General features: G+C 67.3%; 16 protein-coding genes. 3 read left to right on the top strand and 13 right to left on the bottom strand.

What is annotated here, in order from left to right; translation table 11 throughout:
- Nucleotides 1–34: 34 nt before the first annotated feature.
- From V5F89_RS01975 to polA, 3 genes are read right to left on the bottom strand one after another with little or no spacing between them, the layout of a single operon-like run.
- Nucleotides 35–1114 (bottom strand): mechanosensitive ion channel family protein, encoded by a 1080-nt coding sequence (locus tag V5F89_RS01975; RefSeq protein WP_338446590.1) that lies wholly within the window; start codon nt 1112–1114, stop codon nt 35–37.
- A 47-nt stretch (nt 1115–1161) separates the two neighbouring features.
- Nucleotides 1162–2433: a sensor histidine kinase gene (locus V5F89_RS01970; protein ID WP_338446589.1), complete on the bottom strand. Its 1272-nt coding sequence runs from the start codon at nt 2431–2433 to the stop codon at nt 1162–1164.
- Nucleotides 2433–5291, bottom strand: coding sequence for a DNA polymerase I (gene polA / locus V5F89_RS01965; protein ID WP_338446588.1), 2859 nt, complete (start codon nt 5289–5291; stop codon nt 2433–2435). The genes V5F89_RS01970 and polA overlap by 1 nt, the downstream gene beginning before the upstream one ends.
- A gap of 208 nt (nt 5292–5499) precedes the next feature.
- Here polA and V5F89_RS01960 point away from each other — a divergent pair, with 208 nt between their 5' ends.
- On the top strand, nt 5500–5805 hold the full coding sequence (locus V5F89_RS01960) for a hypothetical protein (protein ID WP_338446587.1): 306 nt from the start codon (nt 5500–5502) through the stop codon (nt 5803–5805).
- 148 nt (nt 5806–5953) lie between these two features.
- On the opposite strand, the gene V5F89_RS01955 is transcribed toward V5F89_RS01960, so the two are convergent.
- The 3 genes from V5F89_RS01955 to V5F89_RS01945 all read right to left on the bottom strand — a co-directional run bounded on the left by V5F89_RS01955 (nt 5954) and on the right by V5F89_RS01945 (nt 7730).
- Nucleotides 5954–7006 (bottom strand): serine hydrolase, encoded by a 1053-nt coding sequence (locus V5F89_RS01955; protein ID WP_338446586.1) that lies wholly within the window; start codon nt 7004–7006, stop codon nt 5954–5956.
- A gap of 115 nt (nt 7007–7121) precedes the next feature.
- Complete coding sequence (locus V5F89_RS01950) at nt 7122–7529, bottom strand: host attachment protein (protein WP_338446585.1); 408 nt, start codon at nt 7527–7529, stop codon at nt 7122–7124.
- A 27-nt stretch (nt 7530–7556) separates the two neighbouring features.
- Nucleotides 7557–7730, bottom strand: a complete 174-nt coding sequence (locus V5F89_RS01945) for a hypothetical protein (protein WP_338446584.1) — start codon at nt 7728–7730, stop codon at nt 7557–7559.
- On the opposite strand from V5F89_RS01945, the gene V5F89_RS01940 reads away from it, so the two are divergent.
- Nucleotides 7729–9954: a DUF305 domain-containing protein gene (locus tag V5F89_RS01940; RefSeq protein WP_338446583.1), complete on the top strand. Its 2226-nt coding sequence runs from the start codon at nt 7729–7731 to the stop codon at nt 9952–9954. The genes V5F89_RS01945 and V5F89_RS01940 overlap by 2 nt on opposite strands.
- A 61-nt stretch (nt 9955–10015) precedes the next feature.
- Here the strand turns inward: V5F89_RS01940 and V5F89_RS01935 are convergent, their stop codons facing one another.
- From V5F89_RS01935 to V5F89_RS01920, 4 genes are all read right to left on the bottom strand, one after another.
- A complete protein-coding gene (locus V5F89_RS01935) occupies nt 10016–11980 on the bottom strand; it encodes a protein-L-isoaspartate(D-aspartate) O-methyltransferase (RefSeq protein ID WP_338446582.1) in 1965 nt (654 codons plus the stop codon).
- 217 nt (nt 11981–12197) lie between these two features.
- The gene (groL, locus tag V5F89_RS01930; protein ID WP_338446581.1) at nt 12198–13841 is read right to left on the bottom strand and encodes a chaperonin GroEL; all 1644 of its coding nucleotides are present in this window, start codon (nt 13839–13841) and stop codon (nt 12198–12200) included.
- Between the two features lie 60 nt (nt 13842–13901).
- Nucleotides 13902–14189, bottom strand: coding sequence for a co-chaperone GroES (gene groES, locus V5F89_RS01925; protein WP_338446580.1), 288 nt, complete (start codon nt 14187–14189; stop codon nt 13902–13904).
- 150 nt (nt 14190–14339) lie between these two features.
- A complete protein-coding gene (locus V5F89_RS01920; protein WP_338446579.1) occupies nt 14340–15695 on the bottom strand; it encodes an MATE family efflux transporter in 1356 nt (451 codons plus the stop codon).
- A 214-nt stretch (nt 15696–15909) separates the two neighbouring features.
- Here V5F89_RS01920 and V5F89_RS01915 point away from each other — a divergent pair, with 214 nt between their 5' ends.
- A complete protein-coding gene (locus tag V5F89_RS01915; RefSeq protein WP_338446578.1) occupies nt 15910–16305 on the top strand; it encodes a c-type cytochrome in 396 nt (131 codons plus the stop codon).
- 98 nt (nt 16306–16403) lie between these two features.
- Here V5F89_RS01915 and rplL read toward each other — a convergent pair whose 3' ends face one another.
- The 3 genes from rplL to V5F89_RS01900 form a co-directional block, all read right to left on the bottom strand.
- Nucleotides 16404–16784, bottom strand: a complete 381-nt coding sequence (gene rplL / locus V5F89_RS01910; protein ID WP_338446577.1) for a 50S ribosomal protein L7/L12 — start codon at nt 16782–16784, stop codon at nt 16404–16406.
- A gap of 74 nt (nt 16785–16858) precedes the next feature.
- Nucleotides 16859–17374, bottom strand: coding sequence for a 50S ribosomal protein L10 (rplJ, locus tag V5F89_RS01905; protein WP_338446576.1), 516 nt, complete (start codon nt 17372–17374; stop codon nt 16859–16861).
- A gap of 329 nt (nt 17375–17703) precedes the next feature.
- Entirely contained in the window at nt 17704–17973 is a 270-nt protein-coding gene (locus V5F89_RS01900; protein WP_338446575.1) for a hypothetical protein, read from the bottom strand.
- Between the last annotated feature and the right edge of the window lie 2 nt (nt 17974–17975).

Genomic DNA, 17975 nt, shown 5'->3' with positions numbered 1-17975 from the left:
GCAGCGCGGGACGGTGCGGCTTCATCCGCTCCGATCAGCCTTGCTGTGCCCGGGCGTTGGCCTCTTCCACGCCCAGGCGGTGACGGATCAGCGCATCGGGCATGTTGACGCGCAACCAGTCGAGCATGTGCTCGCGCACCGCGCAGCGCAGGGTCCACAAGTCGCCGATGGTCGCCGCGCTGATCGCGATGCGCAGCTCGATGCTTTCCGGGTGCGCTTCGGTCATCAGCAGTTCGGCAGTGCGCCCGTCCCATTCTTCCCGCGTGGCGACATAGCGCTGGAACTCGGCGCGGACCGGCGCAACCTCTGTCGCGGGATCGAGATGGAGGAAGACGGGGCCGGAAAGCTGTTCGCTATCGCGCGACCAGTTTTCGAAACTGGTGTCGAGAAAGGTGCTGGTCGGCACGACGACCTGGCGCTCGTCCCAGGTGCGGACGATCACGAAGCTCATGCGGATTTCCTCGACCCGCCCGCCGAAGCCATCGACCACCACGAGATCGCCGATCCGTATGGGCTCGGTCAGGGCCATCTGCATCCCCGCGATCAGGGACTTGAGCGCCGGCTGGGCGGCAGCGCCCACGGCCAGGGCGGCGAGCCCGGCGGAGGCCATCAGCGTCACGCCCACGTCGCGGACGCCGGGGATGGCGAGCAGCATCATGGCGACCGTCAGCAGGATAATCAGGAATCCCGCGGTTCGCGACAGGATTGCGATCCGGGTGCGGCGGCTGCGCGCCGCGATCGGGTCCGACGAAAGCTCGCTGCGCATCTGCATTGCCGCGGCGAAGGCGCGGACCAGTGCCAGGGCGAGCCAGCCGACCAGGGCAGGCGCCAGGAAGGGGGCGATCCAGCGCCAGACCCCGGCAACGCCCGAATGGGTCTGCGCGACCAGCGCGATCGCCAGGGCGACGACCGCCCAGCGTATCGGCTGCGCGATCCGATCGAACACGATTCCGTCGACCTGCGATTGCGAACCGCGGGCGAGCCGGCGCAGGATGGTGAAGACCGCCTTGTGGATCAGGAAGGCGGCAACCACGGCCAGAACGATGGCGACCGCCATGATCGCGACTTCGCCCCAGGCGATCGTCCAGTTACGTGGATCGAAACGTTCGGGCATTGGTGCGTGAATATGGCTTGCGGCCGGCGCTGGCAAGCGCACTGCGATCAGGCGCCGAGAGGGAAGGCGATCGTGATCTCGGCCCCGTCGGCCCGGAACCGCCGGTCGATCTCCCCGCGCAGCTGGCGGGCGGCGCTGGTCATCAGCAGGCTGCCGAAACCGGTGCGTTCGGGCGGGGTGCCGTCCGCCTCGCAATGTTCGCGCCAGTCGATCGTGACGCGGCCTTCGTCTTCCCGCCAGGCGATTTCCAGCAGGCCGCCCTTGCTCCAGGCCCCGTACTTGACCGCATTGGTGGTCAGCTCGTGCAGCACGAGGCCCAGCGGCGTGACCTGCTTTGCCGGCAATTCGATATCGGGCCCCTCGATCCTCGCGGGCAGCTTCTCCGAGCGATAGGGGGCAAGCGTCGTCTCGACCAGCGTGCGCAGCGAAGCCACGGGCCGCTCCAGCGTGCCCTGGGTCACGTCATGCGCGGTCAGCAAGGCGTGGATGCGTTCGGTTATGCGCTCGATCACGGGTTTCGCTTCGGGCGAATCCTTGGCGCTCATGCGAATGATCGCAAGGATCACCGCGAACAGGTTCTTGACCCGGTGGTTCAACTCGCGCGCGAGCAGGTCCGCCCGGTCGCGCGCTTCGCCAAGCGCGCTCGCCTGGGCCGCCTCCGCCTCGGCCCGCGCGGCCCGCGTGACCAGGCGGTAACCGAGCACCAGCGTTATCAGGAGGACGAGCATGACCGCCGCGAGCAGGGGCAGCACGCGGCCTTCCGCACGCGCGGTCTCGCTCGCTGCGTTCAGCAGGATGCGGTTTTCGATCAGTTCCATTTCGCGCGTTGCCCGGCGCAGCCGCGCCATCGCCTCGGCCCCTTCGTCGTCGAGCAGGCGCCGCCGCGCCTCGATCACCCGCCGTTCGTCGACCAGGGCGACAACCTCGGCCATTTCGGCGAATTTCGATTCGGCGAGAGCCTGGATCTCGTCGAGCAGTTCCTGCTGACGCTGCGGCGCGTCCGCCCCCACCAGGCGGCGCAGCCGCTCCAGGGCGGGGCGATATTGCTCGCGCCCGATGTGATAGGGTTCGAGATAGCGGCGATCGAGCGTCAGCAGATAGCCGCGCTGTCCGGTTTCGCCATTGAGCGCCGCGCGCGTGACGTTGCGCAGCTCGAGCAGGATTTCGCTCGTTTCGCGCACCTGCCGGCGCTCGGCGCGCTCCGCCTCGATCGTCTGGAACACCAGGGCCATGCCCGCGAGCAGCGCGAAGGCGATCAGCCCCAGCATGACCAGATTGCCCGCCCGCGGCCGCCGAAGGCGGAGCCTGATCCTGCCCATCAGTGCGCCTGACCCCAGCTCGGCCCGGTGCCGATCTCTATGCCCAGGGGCACGTCGAGCGACACCGACGGAAGGGCGGCTTCGGCCATGACCCGCTCGATCACCGGCCTTGCCGCGGCGACGTCGCTTTCGGGCAGTTCGAACACGAGTTCGTCGTGGACCTGGAGCAACATGCGCACATGGCCCAGGCCGGCATCGGTCAGCGCGGGCATCATCCGCGCCATCGCGCGCTTGATGATATCGGCGCTGGTGCCCTGGATCGGTGCGTTGATCGCGGCGCGCTCGCTCCCCTGGCGCTCCCCCTGGTTCTTCGAGCCGATCCGCGGGAACCACGTCTTGCGGCCGAACAGCGTTTCGGAATAGCCGCGCTCGCGCACCGTCTCCAGCGTATGGACGATATAGCGCTGGATGCCGGGGAAGCGCTGGAAATAAGTGTCGATCATCGCCTGGGCCTCGTCCGGCTCCACCTTCAGCCGCGCGCCGAGGCCCCAGCGGCTGATGCCGTAGAGGATCGCGAAGTTGATCGTCTTGGCGCGGGCGCGCGTGTCGCGGGTGACTTCGCCGAACATCTCGGTGGCAGTGCGCGCGTGAATGTCCTCGCCTTCGGCAAAGGCCTGCTTCAATTCGGGCACGTCGGCCATGTGCGCGGCCAGGCGCAGCTCGATCTGCGAATAGTCGGCGGCGAGCAGGACATTGCCGTCCTCCGCCACGAAGGCGTCGCGGATCTGGCGCCCGATCTCGGTGCGGATCGGGATGTTCTGCAGGTTCGGGTCGGTCGAGGAAAGGCGCCCGGTCTGCGCGCCGACGAGGCTGTAGCTGGTATGGACGCGCCCGGTCTGCGGGTTGATCGCGGCCTGCAGCGCGTCGGTATAAGTGCTCTTGAGCTTGGTCAGCTGGCGCCATTCCAGCACTTTGTCGGCAATCTCGGCGCCCTGGGCGGAGAGTTTCTCCAGCATCGCCTGATCGGTCGAATACTGCCCGCTCTTGCCCTTGCGCCCGCCTTTGTAGCCCATCTTGTCGAACAGCACGTCGCCCAGCTGGCGCGGGCTGCCGATGGTGAACCGGGTTCCGGCGATTTCGTGGATTTCGCTTTCGAGCCGGCCGGTCTCGGCCGCAAACTCGTCCGACAATTTGCCCAGCTGCGCCTTGTCCACGCGGATTCCGTGCCGCTCCATCTGCGCGACGACCGGGATCAGCGGCCGGTCCACGCGCTCGTAGACCCGGGTTCCGCCTTCGGTCGCCAGCCGCGGCTTGAGCAGGCGGTGCAGGCGCCAGGTCACGTCCGCGTCTTCGGCCGCATATTCGGTTGCGCGGTCGAGCGGCACTTCCCCGAACGGGATCGTCTTCTTGCCCGTGCCGCAAATGTCTTTGAACGTCAGAGTCGTATGGCCCAGGTGCCGCTGCGAAAGCTCGTCCATTCCGTGCCCGCCGCCGATCCCGTCGAGGCTGCGGCCCGCATCGAGCGCGAAGGAAACGATCATCGTGTCGTCGACCGGCGCCATCGCGATCCCGTGGCGGGCCAGGACGTTGAGATCGTATTTGACGTTCTGGCCGATTTTCAGCACCGCCTCGCTTTCCAGAAGCGGCTTGAGCAGGGTGAGCGCGGTCTCGCGCGCGACCTGCTCGGGCCGTTCGGCGAACATGTCGCTGCCCCCGTGGGCGAGGGGGATGTAGCAGGCGTCGTTCGCTCCCAGCGCCAGGCTGATCCCCGCCAGGTCCGCCCGCATCGCATCGAGCGCGCTGGTTTCGGTATCGACCGCGACCAGCCCTGCGGCGAACGCCCGCGCAATCCAGTGTTCGAGCCGCTCGGCCGTCTGTACGCACTCGTAGGCGCTGCGATCCACCGCCGGCAGGTCGGGGAGAGGCTGGCGATTTCCGTCGGGTGCGCTGCCGGCCCCCTTGGTCACGGGCCTGGCGGGATCGAGGTCGGTCGCGCGGGTGGGGCTGCCGCTGCCCGAATCGAGCCGTCGCAGCAGGCTGGTAAAGCCATGCTTGCTGAGGAATGCGGCGAGCGGTTCGGGCGGAATGGTGGTCAGCGCGAACTCGTCGAGCGCCATGGGCAGGTCGCAATCTTCCTTGAGCTGCACCAGCACGCGGCTCAGCTCCGCCATTTCGCGACCTTCGAGAAGGCGATCCTTCAGCTTGGATTTCTTCATCGCCGGCGCGGCGTCGAGCGCTGCCGCCAAGTCGCCGTGTTCGACGATCAGCTTGGAAGCCGTCTTCGGGCCGATGCCGTAGATGCCGGGGATATTGTCGACCGAATCGCCCATCAGCGCGAGCACGTCGCCGACCAGCTCGGGCGGCACGCCGAACTTCTCGACCACTTCGTCCGGGCCGATCCGCGCATTCTTCATCGTATCGAGCATGTCGATGCAGCCGCCCTCGGCCACACCCTCGTCGGGTTCGGCACACTTGCCGACGAGCTGCATCAGATCCTTGTCCGACGAGACGATCGTCACGTCCCATCCCCTGCGGGTCGCCGCGCGCGCATAGCTGGCGATCAGGTCGTCGGCCTCCAGCCCCTCTTCCTCGATACAGGGCAGGCTGAAAGCGCGCGTGGCATCGCGAATCAACGGGAACTGCGGCACCAGATCCTCGGGCGGATCGGGGCGATTCGCCTTGTATTCCGGGTAGATCTCGTTGCGGAAGCTGGTCGATCCCTTGTCCAGGATGACCGCCAGGTGGGTCGGCCCTTCGGCCTTGTCGAGATCGTCGGCCAGCTTCCACAGCATCGTGGTGTAGCCATAGACCGCGCCCACCGGCGTCCCCTCAGGGTCGGTCAGCGGCGGCAGGCGGTGATAGGCCCGGAAAATGTACGAGGATCCGTCGACGAGGTAGAGGTGCTGCTTGTCTGCCATCGCATGGTTGGTAGCAGCGCAATTTCCCCCGGTCAGCCGCTTTCGTGCGGCGGAGGACAGTGGGGCAATTGCGGCCTAAAAGTGTCAAACCGCTTGCATCGCCACAAATTCGCCATTATTCATCCCGCTCGAAGTCTGCACGCTTGTGGGCTTCGCGTTTCGGCCTCTGGCCGGGATGAAACCACTCGCTGTTCAAGGATACTGACATATGCGTAAGATCGTTCTCGCCGCTGCCGCGGCTGGCGCTGCCCTGACCCTCGCCGCTTGCTCGGAAGGCACGCAGGACGCTGCCGGCGACGCCGTTGAAGGCGCCGCTGCCGACGCCGAAGCCAACGCCGACGCCATGGGCGCCGCCGTCGAAGACGCCGCGACCGATGCCGGTGCCGCCGTCGAAGGCGCGACCGAAGAAGCCGCTGCCGCTGCCGACGAAGCCGCCGCTGCTGCGGACGAAGCTGCCGCCGCTGCGGAAGCCGAAGTGCACGGCGAAACGGAAGCCGAAGCTCAGGCCGACTGATCTTCGCTTTCGCCTGGCGAAAAAGGGAAGGGCGGTGCCGCGAGGCGCCGCCCTTTCTCCTTCTCTTTGTTCGCTTTGCGTGCGCGATGCCCGGCCTGTCCGCCTGCGCCCCGGGGCCTGCGAACAGGACGATGTTCAGGGGCCGGGTTCAGGGGCTGGCGGCCGTGCCTTCGCGGGCATTGGCATAGACGGCTTCCGCCCAGGTGACGCCGCCGGGATTGTCGTACCCGGCATAGGCGGCGCGGGCGATCCGGGCGATGCGGTTCTCGCGCGCCGACCGGCTCCCCTGGCCCGTCACGTAGATCGCGACCGCGAACGCGCGCCCGTCCGGGGTGTTGATGATGCCGATGTCGCTGGACGTATTGTTGAGCGACCCGGTCTTGTGCGCCACGGTGACTCCGGCCGGCAGGAGCGCGGGAATCCGGCGCTTGCCCGTCCGGCACCGTTCCATCGCACCGATGATGACGGCGCGGCTGGCGGGCGAAAGCCAGCGGCCCTGGTAAAGTCCGGCCAGAAGCCTGGTCATCGCCCGCGGCGTGGCGCTGTCGCGCAGGTCGATCGCCGCCGCCGGATCGATTTCGCCATCGTCGCGCACCAGCGTGGCGATGTCGCGGGTCAGCTGGAAATCCTCGATCCCGGCGCGGCGCATCCAGTCGTTGACTGCGGCCGGGCCGCCCACTGCGGCGAGCAGGGCGTCGGTTGCCGGATTGCTCGACCGCGTGATCATCAGTTCTATCAGTTCGCTGGCCGGCAGGTGCCGGCCGCGCCTGACCGGCGCCTTCGGGCTCGAAAACGGTTCGGACCGGACGGGGATGAGCAGTGGAAACTCGCTCGAAAGGCTCCAGCGGCCCTGCTCGACCCCTTCCATGAAAGTGGCGGCGATCGCGATCTTGCTGGTGCTCGCCATCGGGAACCGCTGATCGCCGAGGATCGAGAACTCCTGCCCCGTGGCCAGGTCGAGCACGGAAACGCCGATGCGGCCGTCGGACCCGTCGGCCGCCTGGGCGAGGCGTTGCTCGAAACCGGATTGGTACACCGCCTCGAACGTCTGCGGTGCCCGCGCTTCCGTGCCCAGGACGCTGTCGAACATCGCGTTGAAGTCCGCCGTCTGCGCCTGCGCCGGCTGAAAAGCGGTGAGACCGAGCGCGAGCGCGGCGGCCAGTCCCGTCAGCGTTTTCGTGATGTGCGATCCCAATGCCATGCGGCTGTCGTAACCCTCCCTTGGTTTGCAACAACTTAACGGGTACGAATTCGTGCCGGCAAGCGGGGCGGCGACGAGTGGTGGCGCGACAGCGATGAACACCGGCTGAAACCTGTCAGGCGGCGGCGATTGCCTCCGCGATCCGCGTGCTCGTCTCGCCGGTCATGGTTTTCGCAATTTCGCCGACCAGCCGCTTTTCCAGTTCGGTGTGATAGTGGCGGCGCATTTCGCCCAGCGTCTTGGGATCGGCAATCACCAGCACCCGATCGATCTCGTCGGCGATGGCGCGGGCATTGAGCCACTCCGCAGCCGCGGCGCCGTGGGCCAGTTCGTTGAGATCGGTACGCCCCTGCTGCTGGCTGACGGGGTCCTGATGGCGCACCCCGGCGCTGAAGTTGGTCGTCGACAACTCGGGCTTGGCGACCGTCTCCAACTCCGGCTCGAACGGCTTGCCCTTGTTCTGCATGACGACGAAAGTGGTCCCGTCGACCAGCGCGACGTGAGCGTTGTGCGGCAATTTCATGCGTTTTCCTCCTCGTTGTCCGGCCATTCAACGGTCCAGCGGAGAAAATGTTGCGCGCCGCGCGCCGCGCGCCGCCTGCCGCGCCGAGCGAAGCGCAGGCGCGACGAACGGCCAATGCCGCTCGACGAGCGTCGTATTGACTTGCGCGTCGCGATAGTCCCCATTTTCCGCCGTGAACTGTTCGAGGGGGACGCCTACCATGATCGCACGCCGTTTCGCCCGCCTGTCGCTTGCCGCAGGCCTGCTCGCCGGGACGAGCGCCCTTGCCGCGCAGGACGTGCCGATCCTCCAGCCCGGTGCGCCCGGGCAGCCGACCCGCACGCTTGCCGCGGACGAGGCGACGCGCCTTGCCAATACGGCCTTCTCGCCGGCCGACGTGGCCTTCATGCAGGCCATGATCGTTCACCACCGGCAGGCCGTCGACATGGCCGCGCTGGTGGAGGAGCGGACCAACAATCCCGACATCGTGGCGATTGCCGGCCGCATCGACGCCAGCCAGAAGGACGAGATCGGCTTCATGACCGAATGGCTGCGCGAGCGGGGCCAGGATATCGCGATGGCGGGGATGGGCCACGCGCACCGGCATGAGGCGATGAGAGGCATGGCAACGCCCGAGCAGATGGCGCAGCTCGCCGATTCGCGCGGCACGGCCTTCGACCGGCTGTTCCTGCAACTGATGATCCCGCACCACAGGGGCGCCATCGACATGGTCGAAGAGCTGCATGAGCAGCCCGGCACCGCCTACGAGCCGGTCCTGTTCGAGTTCACCAACGACGTGGTGAGCGATCAGCAGGCCGAAATCGACCGTATGAACGCGGTGCTCGCCGGGCTGTCCGACGATCCGCGGGTGGCGCTGGCCCCCGGCTTGCGCGACGCGGGGGAAGCGATCGGCAATTTGCGCCTGGTGGCCGCCCTGCCCAAGCCGCCGGGCTTCTTCGACCCGGAAAACCCGGCCCAGCTGCGCCCGCTCAAGCCCGAAAAGGACGGCGATTCCGCGCACGAGGGGCACGCCGATCGGACCGCGGGCGAGGACGGCGGCGCCGCGGACGAAGAGGACGACAAGCCGCAGTTCGGCGAGCGCGGATCGCTGCTCTCGTTCGCCAATACCGACATGGCCTTTTCCGGCGACCTGCTCGTCGCCGGCAACTATCACGGGTTCAACGCCTATCGCCTGGGCGAGGACGGCGTGCCGCAGCTGGTCAGCTCGACCGTCTGCCCGGGCGGGCAGGGCGACGTTTCCATCGTCGGCGACCTGCTGATCATGAGCGTCGAGGACAGCCGCGGGCGGGTCGACTGCGGGTTGCAGGGGGTCGACGGCCGCACCAGTCCCGAGCGCTTCCGGGGCCTGCGCATTTTCGACATCGCCGACATAACCCGCCCCGTTCAGGTCGGCCAGGTGCAGACCTGCCGCGGCAGCCACACGCACTCGATCGTGGCGGCCGACGACGATCGGATCGTGGTGTACAATTCGGGCACGTCCTATGTGCGCGAGGAGGACGAGCTGGAGGGGTGCAGCGACACGGCCGGCGACGATACCGCGCTGTTTTCCATCGACGTGATCGAAATCCCGATGGCCAACCCGGCAGCGGCGCGCATCGTCGACCGCCCCCGCGTTTTCGCCAGCGACGGCCGGATCGCCGGTCTCTGGCGCGGCGGCGACCATGGCGAAGGCACGCAGAAGACCAGCCGGACCGACCAGTGCCACGACATCACGGTGTTTCCGGCGAAGAACATCGCCGCCGGCGCCTGTTCGGGCAACGGGATCATCCTCGACATCTCCGACCCGCTCAAGCCGGTGCGGATCGACGACGTGACCGACAAGGGTTTCGCCTACTGGCATTCGGCGACGTTCAACAACGATGGAACGAAGGTCTTGTTCACCGACGAATGGGGCGGCGGTGGCCGGCCGCGCTGCCAGGCGGGCGATCCGCGCAACTGGGGCGCGAACGCGATCTACGCGATCGAGGACGGCAAGCTCGCCTTCCGCAGCCTCTACAAGCTGCCGGCCCCGCAGACCGACAAGGAGAACTGCGTCGCGCACAACGGCTCGATCATTCCGGTGCCCGGGCGCGATATTTTCGTGCAGGCCTGGTACCAGGGTGGGATCAGCGTGATCGACTTCACCGATGCCGAAAATCCGATCGAAATCGCCTATTTCGATCGCGGCCCGGTGGACAAGGATCAGCTGGTCACCGGCGGATACTGGTCGGCCTATTGGTACAGGGGCCGGATCTACGCGACCGAGATCACCCGCGGGCTCGACGTTTTCGCGCTGGAACCGAGCGAGTTCCTGACCGAAGCCGAAATCGCCGCCGCGGCCGCGGCGCAGTATCCGGGCGATGTCTTCAATCCGCAGACGCAGACGCAAGTGACCTGGCCGGCCGAAGCCGTCGCCGCGGCGGAGGCAAGCCGCCAAGGGGGCTGACGGGCAAGGGCAGGCTCGTTTTCATCGGGCCGGCACCGCTTCAGCCTTGCCGAAAGCGGCTCTAAACCCCGAACGGCCAGGTTTGCGGCCCGCGATCGTGGGGTTCGTGCGGCGCGAGCGGTTCGAGCGCGCGCGTCTCGTCGAACCAGACGTAGGCGTCGAACTGTCCGGCCAAGGCGGCTTCGCTGTAGTGGCTCCAGCGTTCGGTTTCGGGCCGGTAGATCACTCCGATGAACCGTTCGAGCCGCGGCTCCGCCAGGCGCCGGGCCAGCGCGGGATCGCTCGACAGGTCGAGCAGGAAACGCGCCACGCCGCTGTCGTGGCACAGCCGCTCGTAGCTGTCGCGGCGCGAGGGGCGGACGCGTTTGGTCGCACGCTCCCCGTCCCAGTCGTCGGCGGCGGAGACGGTGCCCGCATGGGTTCCGAAGCCGATCAGGGCCGCTTCCTTCCCCCATCGCTCGCGGATGAGCTGGCCGAGATTGTGCTCGCCCCGGACCGAGCCCATCTCGCTCGCGCGTGCGTCGCCGATATGGCTGTTGTGGGCCCAGACCACCGCCCTGGCACCGGGCCCGCGCGCCTCGAGCAGGTGGTCGAGCGTTTCGGCCATATGGCTGTCGCGCAGGTTCCAGCTTTCGGCGCCGCCGTAGTACATGATGCGGTAATAGCGCTCCGCCGCTGTCACCAGGCGCGCGTTCATCGCCGCGCCGAAACTTTCGCCATCCTGTTCCAGCGCCCGTTTCAGCAGTTCCCGGCACTGCGCGACGACCGGCTGCTCGCACTCGGCATAGCCCTTGCGCAGCGCCGCTCGGCCGTAAGTCGCGGGATCGGCCTGCCACGGGGTGAGGCAGCCGTAGCGTTCGCGGGCAATGGCGGCGGCTTCGGGATCGTGCTCGTCGAGATAGGCGAGCACTGCCGCGATCGAACCGGACATGTTGTAGATGTCGAGACCGTAGAAACCGACCCGGTCGTTCTCGCCCCGCCGCTTGTTGATCGCCCTCAGATCGCCCAGGAAACCGGGCATGACCGTGTTGCGCCACATCCATGTGGGGAAGCGCCGGAAGGGCCGTGGCGCACCCTCGCGCTGCGGTAGCCCGCGAATATAGCGGTCGTAAGCCGCGGCATCGGGCCAGTCGCCTTCCACCGCGACCACGGTGAAACCGTGCCGTTCCACCAGGCGGCGCGTGATCGCGGCGCGCGCGGCGTAGAACTCGTGCGTGCCGTGGCTGCATTCTCCCAGCATGACCACGCGCCGGTCGGCAAAGCGGTCGAAAGCCGCCGCGAAGGAATCGTCGCCGATATCGCCGAGCGGGATTGCGGCATCGGCGATCGACTCGGGCAGGGTCTTCGCACGCGCGGGCCGATGGTTGCTGGCGGCGGGTGCGCCGTCCTCCGGCACGGCGCCGGGCAGCAGGGGCACGAAGCGCACGGGCGCGATGTCGTGGCTTTCCCAGGACTCCTCCCCCGTGCGCAGTACGTGGCGTAGCTGCTGCATGTCTTCGCCCCCGACGGGTATGACCAGCCTGCCGCCTTTCGCCAGCTGGCGTTTCAGGGCCTGGGGCACTTCGTCGCTGCGCGCGGCAACCAGGATCGCATCGAACGGCGCTTCGTGGGGAAGGCCGTCCATCCCGTCGCCGGCAACGATCTCCAGGTTGTCGTAGCCGAGCGCCTCGACCCGCTCGCGCGCCTGCCGGGCGAGGATCGCATGGCGTTCGACGGCGAAAACCTGCCGTGCGATCCGCGACAGGACCGCGGCCGCATAGCCCGAGCCTGCGCCCACTTCGAGCACCCGGTCGTCCGGCCCGATCGCCGCCGCGTCGATCATGCTGGCGACGATATAGGGCTGCGAGATCGTCTGCCCCTCGCCAATCGGCAGCGGGCCGTCTTCATAGGCGAATTCGGCCATGTCCGCGGGCACGAACCGTTCGCGCGGCACTTCGCCGAATGCCCGCAGGATCGCTTCGCCGGTAATGCCGCGGGCACGGATCTGCCGCTGCACCATGGCTTCGCGTTGCTTCTCGTAGCTCATCAAGGTCGCGCCTTTCCGGCGAGTGCCCGCGCCGCGCATAATCGGGGCGCGATCGGGGCGGGCCCGCCCGTCGTGATGATCGCTTCCCCCGCTCAACGATGTCCGCCCGCGATCGTGCCCGACAACGAAAACGGCCCGGCGGATCGCTCCGCCGGGCCGTCCCCGGTTCTTTGCAAGCTCCCGCGCGGCGGGCGGGAGCCGGCAGTCTGCGCGGCTTTTAGAAGCCCATGCCGCCCATGCCGCCGCCCATGTCGGGCATAGCGGGGGCAGCCGACTTGTCTTCCGGCTTTTCGCTGATCGCCGCTTCGGTGGTGATCAGCAGGCCGGCGACCGAGGCCGCATCCTGCAGCGCGGCACGCACGACCTTGGTCGGGTCGATCACGCCGGCCTGGACGAGGTTCTCGTACGTGTCGGTCGCAGCGTTGAAGCCGAGCGTTTCGTCGTCGCCGTCGATCAGCTTGCCCGCAACGACCGCGCCGTCGTGGCCGGCGTTTTCGGCGATCTGGCGGATCGGCGCCTGGAGCGCGCGGCGAACGATGTCGACGCCGCGCGTCTGGTCGTCGTTCGCGCCCTTGAGATCGGCGAGGGCCGCGGTGGCATAGAGCAGCGCCGTGCCGCCGCCCGGGACGATGCCTTCCTCGACCGCGGCGCGGGTCGCGTGGAGCGCGTCGTCGACGCGATCCTTGCGTTCCTTCACTTCGACTTCGGACGCACCGCCGACCTTGATCACGGCAACGCCGCCGGCGAGCTTGGCGAGACGCTCCTGCAGCTTCTCGCGGTCGTAATCGCTGGTGGTGTTGTCGATCTGCGTGCGGATCTCGCCGACGCGGGCCTTGATGTCGTCGGCATCGCCGGCGCCATCGACGATGGTCGTGTTATCCTTGTCGATGGTGACCTTCTTGGCCTGGCCGAGCATGTTCAGCGTGACGTTCTCGAGCTTGATGCCGAGATCCTCGCTGATCATTTCGCCCTTGGTCAGGATCGCGATGTCCTGCAGCATGGCCTTGCGGCGATCGCCGAAGCCCGGCGCCTTGACCGCCGCGACCTTCAGGCCGCCGCGCAGCTTGTTGACGACGAGCGTGGCGAGCGCCTCGCCCTCGATGTCCTCGGCGATGATCAGCAGCGGACGGCCCGACTGAACCGCGGCTTCGAGCACCGGCAGCATCGACTGCAGGTTCGACAGCTTCTTCTCGTGGATCAGGATGTACGGGTTTTCGAGTTCGACCGTCATCTTCTCCGGGTTGGTGATGAAGTAGGGGCTGAGATAGCCGCGATCGAACTGCATACCTTCGACGACGTCGAGTTCGAATTCGAGGCCCTTGGCTTCCTCGACGGTGATCACGCCTTCCTTGCCGACTTTCTCCATCGCCTCGGCGATCTTCTCGCCGACTTCGCGGTCGCCGTTGGCGGAGATCACGCCGACCTGGGCGATTTCGGAAGAACCGGAAACGTCCTTCGAGCGGCCCTTGAGGTTCTCGACCACCTTGGTCACGGCCAGATCGATGCCGCGCTTCAGATCCATCGGGTTCATCCCGGCGGCGACCGACTTCATGCCTTCGCGCACGATCGACTGGGCAAGCACAGTGGCCGTGGTGGTGCCGTCACCTGCAAGATCATTGGTTTTGCTGGCCACTTCGCGCAGCATCTGCGCGCCCATGTTCTCGAACTTGTCGGAAAGCTCGATTTCCTTGGCGACAGTGACGCCGTCCTTGGTGATGCGCGGCGCGCCGAAGCTCTTGTCGATGACAACGTTGCGGCCTTTGGGGCCGAGTGTGACCTTGACGGCGTTGGCCAGCGTGTCGACACCGGCGAGAATGCGTTCGCGCGCGTCGCGGCTGAACTTTACGTCCTTGGCAGCCATTGGTGTTTCTCCTGGAATTGGTGAGTTAGTTGAAGAAGTGCGTCGGGCAGGGAACGGCGATCAGCCGATGATCCCCATGATGTCGCTTTCCTTCATGATCAGCAGGTCTTCGCCATCGAGCTTGACCTCGGTGCCGGACCACTTGCCAAACAGGACGCGATCGCCGGCCTTCACGTCGAGCGGGGTGACCGTCCCGTCTTCGGCCTTGGCCCCGGAACCGACGGCGATAACTTCGCCTTCGCTCGGCTTTTCCTTGGCGCTGTCGGGGATGATGATGCCCCCGGCGGTCTTCTCTTCGGCTTCGATGCGACGGACCAGGACACGGTCGTGCAGCGGACGAAATGCCATTGGTGTGACCTCTTCTAGTTAAGAGTGGATGATCTGGTCTGGCACTCTCGACCCGAGAGTGCCAGCGCGCCGCATATGTGTGTGGGGCCTGCACGAGTCAACAGGCGCCCCGGCAAAAAAACGCGCCGCCGGGCGGGCGTTTCCGGCCGGTCAGGCGGGTGCGACTTGTCGCAGGGTCAGGCCCAGCGCGTCGCGCCGCCGCCAGCGCCAGACCAGCAGCGCCGCGGCGACCGTCAGCCCGATGGCGAGGCCCAGCCACACGCCGCGCCCCTGCAGCGGCGTGGCGAAGCCGAGGAGGAGAGACGCTCCCATGCCCGGAACCCAGTAGCTGAAGATCGCGATCCACATCGGTATGCGCGTATCCTGCAGGCCGCGCAGCGCCCCGGCCGCGACGGCCTGGATTCCGTCGAACAGCTGAAAAGCGGCGGCGATCACCAGATATCGCAGCGCGAATGCGACCAGCACCGCATTTTCGGGCGCCCAGGGATCGACGTATATCGCCAGCAGCGGCATGGGGATGACGATCATCGCCGTGGCCGTGACCGCCATGAAGCCGGTGCCCATCGCAATAGCCGTCCAGCCGGCGCGCATTATCCCGGCCCGGTCGCGCGCGCCGAAGAAATAGCCGACGCGGATCGTCGCCGCCTGGCCGATTCCGAACGGCACCTGGAAAGCCAGCGCCGCGATCTGCAGCGCAACGGTGTGCGCCGCCAGTTGCGAGGTGCCGATATTGCCCATCATGAAGGCCGCGCCGCCGAAAATCCCTCCCTCGGCAGTGACGGTCAGCGCGATCGGTGTTCCCAGGCGCACGATCTGCATCAACCGCTGCATGTCGACGCGCCACCAGAACCCGAAGATGCGATAGCGGTGCAGCCGCGGATCGAGCCGGATGGCGAGGATATAGGCGAGCATCGTGGTCACGCCGGTGACGATCGTCGCCACCGCCGCGCCGCGCAGGCCCAGTTCGGGCGCGCCCAGATTGCCGAAGATGAAGGCATAGTTGGCCAATGCGTTGACCGCGATCCCGGCCGCCGTGATCGCGGTCGCGAACACCGGCCGGCCGAGCGCCGAGACGAAGTTTCGCAGGACGTTGTTGATCAGCATCGGGATCAGCGACCAGACGATCATCAGGTTGTAGGCCGTGGCCAGCGCGATGATCTCTTCCTGCTGGCCCGTGGCGCGCATGATCGGTTCGAGCAGCAGGCACAGGCCCATGCCGGCGGCCCCGCTCAGCACCGCGAGCCACAGCGCCATGCGCGTCGCCCGGCGGACCGGACGCAGCGCCGGTGCGCGCGCGCCCAGCTCTTCCGCGATCAGGGGAGCGACCGCGCCTGTCAGCCCCGACAGGGCCCAGAGCACCAGGCCGAACACGGCAACCGCGATCGCCGATGCCGCCAGCGGCGCGTCCCCCAGGCGCGCGATGAAGATCACGTCGACTGCATAAGTCAGCATCTGCAGCAGGTTGGCGAGCGCAAGCGGCCAGGCCAGCTTGAAGGTGGCCGTCATTTCGGTCCGCCAGGGGTGGGGGGACGGGGCCGGGAGGATGCGTGCGTCGGACATAAAGCCGTCCCGGTTAGGGTCGGCGGGTGGCGGGGGAAAGCGAAATTTCCGCCGCCGGCCGCCTTCGATGGGAGGGTGCGGCCATGCGGCCACAGCTTGCGCACAGCGGGCCTGCGCGGCATGACGCACGGCCATGAAAGCCGGCTGGAATTGCACACTGATGACAATGGCGCTGGCGCTGGCAGGTTGCGGCGCCGGCGATCGGGCGGGCGAGCGGGACGGAACGAAGCAGGCGCCGCGCGTGGCCGAAATGGGAGCGGACGGGGGCGGCCGCCCTTCCGCCTTCGCGCGATGCGCCACTTGCCACCAGACGGCGCCCGGCCGCAACGGTGTCGGGCCATCGCTGGCCGGGGTATACGGCGCCCCTGCCGGGCACGAAGCCACTTATGCCTACAGCAAGGCGCTGCGCCATTCGGGTCTGGTCTGGGACGCCGAGACGCTCGATGCCTATCTCGCCGATCCGCGCGGGGTGGTCCCGGGGACCAAGATGGCCTTTGCCGGGGTCCGCTCGGCGGAGGAGCGCGCCGCGATCGTCGCCTATCTCCAAACGCTCTGAACGGTTTCGGCCGGCCCGGCGGCCGTTGCCGGAAACCGATATGAAAAGGGCGGCACCTTGCGGCACCGCCCTTCGCATATACTCGGTGGCGGAAAGCCTTACTTGAGTTCGACCGTGCCGCCGGCGGCTTCGATCTTGCCCTTGATTTCTTCGGCTTCGGCCTTGTTCACGCCTTCCTTCAGCGGCTTGGGCGCGCCTTCGACCAGGGCCTTCGCCTCGGTCAGGCCCAGGCCGGTGATGGCGCGGACTTCCTTGATGACCTGAATCTTCTTGCCACCGTCGCCGGTGAGGACGACGTCGAATTCGTCCTTTTCCTCGGCAGCGGCAGCACCGTCGCCGCCACCCGCGGCGGGGCCGGCAACGGCGACGGCAGCGGCGGCGGAAACGCCCCACTCTTCTTCCAGCGCCTTGGCGAGTTCGGCCGCCTCGAGGACGGTCAGTTTCGAAAGTTCTTCAACCAGCTTGGCGATATCGGCCATGATGTTTCACTCCAGATAGATCTTGTCGGCTGGGGCGGTTCGCCCCGGAAAAATCGCGTCGTGCGAAAAACCGCTTACGCCGCTTCCTTGGCGCCATAGGCACCGAAGACGCGGGCGAGCTTGGACGCGGGTTCGTTGACGACCCGGGCGATCTTGGTCGCCGGGGCGTTGACGAGGCCCACCAGTGTGCCGCGCAGCTCGTCGAGCGAAGGCATCGAGGCAAGCGCCCGGACACCGGCTTCGTCGAGCAGCTGCCCGCCCATCGAACCACCGACGATTTCGATCTTGTCGGTCGTCTTGGCGAAATCCACCACGGCCTTGGCTGCCGCGACCGGGTCTTCCGACCAGGCCAGGGCCGTCGGACCCGAGAGATATTCCTCGAGCCCTTCGTACCGGGTTTCCTTCAGGGCGAGCTTGGCAAGACGGTTTTTCGCAACCTTGTAGGACGCACCCGCTTCGCGCATCTTCGAACGCAGATCGGTGGACTGGGCCACCGTCAGGCCGAGGTTGCGGGTGACAACCACCACGCCGACCTCGTTGAAGACCGCATTGAGCTGGGCGACCGCATCGGTTTTCTGCGAACGATCCATGCCATACTCCTTCACATGTGGCCGCACCCGCTGGCGCGAACGCGACCGGCTCACATCGCTCCGCGCCGCTGACCGGCACGGGGCAGTCCGTTCGACAAGGGAAGGAGACACGCCAGGCGTGCGATGCGGGGCGGCGATGCCGGAACCCGCGAAATCTCTTTTCCCCGTCTCGGCCGGAAATTAAGACCCGGCAGATCCGGGTCGCCAGCTGTCTCGGACGGATGACCGGCAAACGCAAAGAGGCCCGCCGGTCGGGGCGGGCCTCTAGCAGAAAGTCCGGGCGGGTCAAGCCGCCGCGGCGACCGTTCGCGCCTGGACGATTGCGACGATTACATCGTGTCGGCGACCGGTTCGTCGTCCGGCTGGGTATCCTGGCCGGTTTCGTCGGCGAGCGGATCGCCGGCCATCGGGTCTTCGCTCAGGGCGGGATCGGTCATGGTTTCGTCCGTCATTGCCGGATCGGTCATCGCCGGATCGGTCATGGTGTCTTCCGCCATCGTATCTTCGGGCGTCTCTTCGAGCGTCGTGTCGTCGGCGGCATTGTCGCACGCACCGAGCGCGAGCGCGAGAGGGAGGGCGGCGATAGCAAGCTGTTTCATGG

It is taken from the genome of Pelagerythrobacter marensis (genome assembly GCF_036700095.1).
GTDB lineage: Bacteria > Pseudomonadota > Alphaproteobacteria > Sphingomonadales > Sphingomonadaceae > Pelagerythrobacter > Pelagerythrobacter marensis_A.
The sequence above is the reverse complement of the archived record's forward strand: the minus strand, read 5'-3'. Positions and strand labels throughout refer to the sequence as shown.